A 5,720-nucleotide genomic window follows, 5' to 3' on the forward strand; every position below is an offset into this window, starting at 1 on the left:
TCTCTCCGCCCCCACGCGAGGCACACCCCCCCTGTGGGGGGTTTGCCCGCCGCCCGCCGGGGGGGCGGTGTCCGGGACGCCGTCGGCGAAGCCCTCGCCGCCGATCAGGTCGACCAGCAGCCCGCGGATGCGCTGCCGGATCTCGGCCTCCTGGTCAGCCACGCGCTTCCACTTCCTCGACGAACGCGCCGACGAGCTTCTCGAAGCCCTCCGGGTCGTCCAGGAACGGCACGTGGCCGGCGTTGGGGATGATCTCGCAGCGCCCGTCGGGGAACAGCGCGGCGACGTCGTGGCCGCGCTGCGGGCTCAGCAGCATGTCGTCGTCGCCGATGACGAGCATCGTGGGCGCGGCCACCCCGGCCAGCAGCGTGGAACTGGGGTCGCCCGTCTGGACGAGGGTCATGCCGTTGGTGAGCTCCTCGGGCGTGGACATCGCCATGAAGCTCTCGCGCAGCCCGAGGAAGCCCGGCGTACCGCCCTCCTCGTTCATCTCCCCGCTGATCACCTGCGCGTAGATCTGGGTGTACAGGGCGGCCATGCCGTGGCTCTGCATCAGCAGCAGCCACGAGCGGTTGAACTGCCGGTGGCGCCGCATGCCCTTGAGGCCGAAGACCGGTCCGGCCAGGATCAGGCCCTTGACCCGGTCCGGGTGCGCGAGGGCCACGTCCCTCGCGAGCTGGCAGGAGGACGAGGTGGCGAGCAGGTACGTCGCGTCGATCTCCAGCGCGTCGAGCAGCCCGATCAGGTCCGCCGCGTGCTCCTCCCAGGTCGGCTCCTTGTCGAGCCGCGCGGACGCGCCGTGGTTGGCCAGGTCGTAGCTGACGACGCGGTGGTTCGCCAGCAGCGACTGGGTGTGCGCCCGCCAGAACGGAGCGGTGAGGAAGAAGTTGTTCAGCGTGGTGATGACGGGGCCGCCCTCACCGCTGGACTCGTAGTAGAGCTCGACACCCTCCCTGGTGCGGATGCGCGGGGTGTCCTCGCGGTACGACAGGTCGTACGGCGACTGGGATTCACTGTCCGACACGGGTTTCCGTCCTTCTCTCGTTCTGTGTGGTCTGTGGTCCGCGCAGCACGCCCGCGTACGCGGCGACGACGTCGGCGGCCGAGGCTTCCGCGGTGATCGCGGTGCAGGACAGGCCGCAGTACAGCGCCATCTCCTCGATCCGCCCGCTGGTCGCCTCGGTCGGCACCGCCGCGCTGAACCGGGGCACCAGGTAGGGCTTCCCCTCGACCACCGTCCTGCCGATGAACTTCTTGGGCTGCCCGGGGTCGGCGGTCACGGTCGTCGCCAGCACCCGGTGCCGGCGGCCGGGCCAGCCGACCTCGTACACGTCGGTGATCACGGTGTCGCTCGCGGCGGCCCCGGTCACCAGCGACTTGAACCGGCCGTGGGCCCGCGACTCGCGCGCGACGACGAAGGCCGTGCCGAGCAGGACGCCGTCGGCGCCGGCGGCCATCGCCCGCTCGGCCTCGTCCGGTCCGCCGATGCCGCCCGCGGCGACCAGGCAGGCGTCGGGCAGCCGGTCCCGCAGCGCGGAGACCAGCTCGTCCCGCCGCTGCGTGCCCAGCAGGTGGCCCCCGGCCTCGATGCCCTGGGCCACCACCACGGCGCCGTGCCCGGCCGCGCGCACACCGTCCTCGACGGTGCCGACCTGGACCACCGTCCGGCGACCCGCCGCGGCGACCCGCTCGAAGACCGCGTCGTCCTCGGGCATGCCGAACAGCGACACGTACACGCGGGACGGCGTCTCGGCGAGCACCTGGGCCAGCTGGAGGTCGAGCTCCTCGGGGCCGACCACCTCCGGGATCAGGTTCACGCCGACGGGCCGGTCGGTGCCCTCGACCAGCCGGTCCAGGATGGCCGACAGCGCGTCGCCGGCGAGCTTGTACCCGCCCACGCAGCCCGCCGCGCCGGCCTCGGACACCGCGCAGGCGAGCTCCGCCCCCGCGACACCGCCCATGCCGGACTGGAGCAGGGCCACCTCCGCGCCGAGCACCTCCGCCACGGTGGGACGCATCAGCGGATGCCCTCGAGCGCGGACACCGCCGCGGCGGCGGAGCCGAACCGGTCGGTCAGGGTGTGCACCCAGCGCTCCAGCCCGAAGGCGAGGCAGCTGGTGTGCGCCGTCTCGTCGCCGGCCTCGATCTCGCACCGCTCGCCGAAGAAGTTCCGGTGGTAGTTGACGGAGCCGATCGCCACGCCGTTGACGACGAACTCCTCCTTCACCGGGAACAGCCGCTGCATCTTCGCCTTGCCGCCGTTCTTGTCGAAGAACGGGTCGGTGGCGACCTCCAGCTTCAGGTCCAGGCCGAGCTCGCCGCACAGGGCCGTCACGGCCTCCTTGGCGCGGCTCAGGTGACCCTTCGCCGCGTCCTCGGAACCGATGCAGACGATCTCCCGCATGGTGAAGCCGAGCAGGCGCTGCAGGCCCTGGTAGTGGTCCTCGTTGCGGAAGCAGGTGCCCACCGTGGTGCGCAGCGCGCCCTCGGCGGCGAGCTTGGAGCCGGCCAGGTTCAGGTAGATCGAGTAGCACGCCGCCGACGGCAGCGCGAACCCGGTCGGCTCCATGACCTCGGTCGGCATCCGGTCGACCGGCCGGGACGACTCCGCCAGGTGGGCGCCGAGGCGCTGGGGGTCGAACCGGGTCGCGGTGAAGCCCAGGTGCGGGAAGTTGTCGTAGTAGTCGAACCGGTCCAGGTCCTGGCACCGCATCAGGAAGGGGAACCGGAACTCCGGCGCCCCCCAGGCGTCGGCCCAGCGCAGCACCAGCGCGTCGAAGGCCCGGAGCAGCCGCAGCTGGTCCCCGTCGAGAACTCCCAGACCGGTGTCGGTCGTCGCCGTGGTCATCGTGCCGCTTCCTTCGTGAAGAATGCCGCCTCGATCGCGTCGAGCGTGCGGAAATCGTCCAGGTCCACGTCTTCGGGGTCGATCGGCTCGCCGGTCAGCTCCTCCAGCAGGAAGATGAACTCGACGAAGGCGAGCGAATTGATGGCCCGGCTGTCGATCAGGTCCAGGTCGTTGGACAGATCCTCCAGCTTGGGGTTCCGGCTCAGAATGAACTCCCGCAGCGCGGGCATCGCGTCGGGCCTCACTTGACCGCTTCCCTTCCCACGCCGGCCTTGGACAGGAACTTCCTGGTCCGCTTCAGGATCTGGTCGTGCGCCTCCACCCGGGCCGGGTGCTCCAGCGCGCGCCGCCGCAGCGCGAGCGCGTCCGGAATGCCCGCGTCGCGGTAGGCGGCCGGGTTGTACAGGGTCCCGATGCTGTACTGGAGGTAGTTCTCCAGGTACTCGGCGACCACCGGCACCTCCTCCGGGTCGCGCTTGGCCACCTGGCCGAGGAGATTGGTGAAGATCATCCGGCCGAACGCGACGTGCCGGCTCTCGTCCTGGTGGTGCACCCGGTTGATCTCACGCGCGATGTGCGGCAGCGACGCGTCGGTCGCCATGTGCGCGTTGTAGTAGTCGACGATCTCCTCGAAGATCAGGATGCGCGCGAACACGATGAGTTCGCGGGCCACCGGCGACAGGTGCTGCACCGAGTCGGCCTTCAGCGTCGGCTGCGCCGGGTACAGCTTGCCGCCGTACTTCAGGCAGAACTGCGCGAAGAACCACATGTGCTCGTTTTCCTCACCGATGAAGTGGTGGAGGAACTCCGAGGCGTCCGCGTAGGTCCGGTCGTGAATGCGCATCACCACCTCGCTGAGCAGTTCACGGATTCCGTGAATGTTCAGGCTGAAGAAATTGATGGCCTCGTACCGGGTCAGCGCGAGCTGCTGCTCGCGGGTGAGCTCGTCCCACATCGGAGTGCCCGCAAGCGTGGTGAGGCTCTCGCTCATCCAGGGCATGTCCGGTTCGATCGCGTCGGGCCAGTCGAACATCGTGTACGGGTTGTAGTACCCGGACTCGGCCATGCTCTCCAGCCGGTCCAGCTCAAGCACGACCGGTTCGATCTCAGACACCGCCATTTACTCGCCCTTCCACAACAGTGATGCAATTGGTTCAGCTTCAACGAGCCGATCTGATGTCCGCGCGCACATGGGCCGGCACCGGTGAACCGCATTCGTGACGACCGAAGGCGGCATTGCCCGAGGCCGTGGAATGGATCACCTTGTTGTACGTCGACCCCAGGCACAGTTCCTGGAAGTCCTTCGTGTCCGGGGACAGCCGCGCGGCCAGCTGCGCCTTGGCGATGTCGACGCTCTTGAGGACCCCGTCCTCGTCCTCCACCTCCACGCACGCGTGCGGCAGGTCCAGGGCGCCGCCGAGCACACCGCAGAACCAGCCCCGCTTGGCCTCGGCCCGGTACCCGGCCTCCCGGAACCGCTCGGCCAGCAGCAGGCTCGCGGCGATGCAGCTGGTCGCGCCCAGCTCGTGGACGAGCCGGTAGTCGGCCTGCATCGCGACCGGGATCATCTGCCAGCGGTAGCCGGAGTCGAGGTAGTCGCGGGTCAGGGTGCGCAGCTCGGGGGAGACCAGCGGGGTGCGCGCCCCGGTCGTGGTGACCGTCGCCGCGTACTCGGCCGTGCCGGAGCCCGGCCCCGGCATCGCGCCGCCCTCGACGGCGCCGCCGAAGCGGACGACGTCGGGCGCCTCGAAGCGCCAGGGCGCCGGCCCCTCGCACTCGGTGCACTCCAGGTGCACCCGGAAGTCCCAGGACTTCGGACGCAGCAGCCCGTCCAGCGGGCGGCCGGCGAATCGGAACAGCATGCGGAACGCCAGTTCCGGCTGCGTGTTCGTCTTCTGCGAATACATGCCGAGGTTGTACAGGTCGTTCATGTCGAAATAGCGCACTCCCGCGCGCTCCTCGAACGGAAGAGAAGCCTCGACGAGCGTGTCGATGTCGGCCGGGCCGCAGCGCAGCAACTCACGCGCCGCGGACTCCGACTGGGTCTTCTCGGAATACTCGGCAGGGACGAACTCGATGGAATCCGCCACCTTTTCCCAGGGTAGGCCCGGGATTTCGGTTCGGTCTGACACGGACTACCTCTCCGGCGCGATGAACACGCCGACGGTCCGGGCGCCGCCGTTTTCGGCCGGCCCCCGTCGGCTTCTGTCTGAATCCCTGGAACGAACTTGACGGTACCAGCCATCATTTGGCGGGCAACAGGCAGTTTTCACACGCGTTCCCATGCGTTTTGCACAGCGGAAACCGGCTATGCCATTCCGGTCGCCGCGACGACGCCCGAGGCCACGATCCGCAGCTCGCCCTGCTCGTAGCGCCGCTTGCACTCCCTGCGCTGCACCTTGCCGCTGGACGTCTTCGGCAGCCCGCCGCGCCGTACGACGACGACGTCGTCCGGCGTGATCCGGTGGCCCTCCCGGATCGCGTCGTACACCCGGGCCCGCACCACCCCGGCACCCGGGGAGTTGAGGAGCCGGCCGTCCGCCTCCACGACCAGGACGAGCCGCTCGGCCACCCCGTCCTCGCAGGAGAAGGCGCTCACGCTGTTCGGGTGCAGCCCCGGCACGGCACGCTCGGCGGTCAGCTCGAAGTCCTGCGGGTAGTGGTTGCGGCCCTTGCGGATGATGACGTCCTTGAGCCGTCCGGCGACGTACAGCTCGCCGCGGTGCAGGAACCCGAGGTCCCCGGTGCGCAGATGGGGCCGGCCGGGGGGGGGCGCGGGCGCCCGCCCGGGGCCCGCCCCCCACCCCCCCTCACGCCCCCCCCCCGCCGATCCCGCCGCCCCGCGCGCGCGGCGCGGCCCCCACACACCCCC

The 5,720-nt window shown here is 70.2% G+C and carries 6 protein-coding genes and 1 pseudogene; all 7 read right to left on the reverse strand.

Going from position 1 to position 5,720, the window contains the following annotated elements:
• Window positions 1–154: 154 nt before the first annotated feature.
• Window positions 155–1,024: an alpha/beta fold hydrolase gene (locus tag ACFW1I_RS23230; protein WP_384673018.1), complete on the reverse strand. Its 870-nt coding sequence runs from the start codon at window positions 1,022–1,024 to the stop codon at window positions 155–157.
• Window positions 1,011–2,018 carry an NAD(P)H-dependent flavin oxidoreductase gene (locus ACFW1I_RS23235; protein WP_384673021.1) on the reverse strand — a complete coding sequence of 336 codons (1,008 nt, stop codon included), beginning with the start codon at window positions 2,016–2,018 and terminating at the stop codon, window positions 1,011–1,013. Before ACFW1I_RS23235 ends, ACFW1I_RS23230 begins: the two co-directional genes overlap by 14 nt.
• Window positions 2,018–2,848 (reverse strand): hypothetical protein, encoded by an 831-nt coding sequence (locus ACFW1I_RS23240; protein ID WP_384673024.1) that lies wholly within the window; start codon window positions 2,846–2,848, stop codon window positions 2,018–2,020. The genes ACFW1I_RS23235 and ACFW1I_RS23240 overlap by 1 nt, the downstream gene beginning before the upstream one ends.
• Window positions 2,845–3,093: an acyl carrier protein gene (locus ACFW1I_RS23245; protein WP_384673027.1), complete on the reverse strand. Its 249-nt coding sequence runs from the start codon at window positions 3,091–3,093 to the stop codon at window positions 2,845–2,847. The genes ACFW1I_RS23240 and ACFW1I_RS23245 overlap by 4 nt, the downstream gene beginning before the upstream one ends.
• Window positions 3,090–3,968: a diiron oxygenase gene (locus tag ACFW1I_RS23250; protein ID WP_384673030.1), complete on the reverse strand. Its 879-nt coding sequence runs from the start codon at window positions 3,966–3,968 to the stop codon at window positions 3,090–3,092. Before ACFW1I_RS23250 ends, ACFW1I_RS23245 begins: the two co-directional genes overlap by 4 nt.
• Window positions 3,969–4,008: 40 nt before the next feature.
• Window positions 4,009–4,938, reverse strand: coding sequence for a hypothetical protein (locus tag ACFW1I_RS23255; protein WP_384673032.1), 930 nt, complete (start codon window positions 4,936–4,938; stop codon window positions 4,009–4,011).
• Window positions 4,939–5,156: 218 nt separating this feature from the next.
• Window positions 5,157–5,720 (reverse strand): annotated as a pseudogene (locus ACFW1I_RS23260) (hypothetical protein); the annotation flags it as partial.

Source organism: Streptomyces sp. NPDC058955, from assembly GCF_042741435.1.
Taxonomy (GTDB): Bacteria; Actinomycetota; Actinomycetes; order Streptomycetales; family Streptomycetaceae; genus Streptomyces.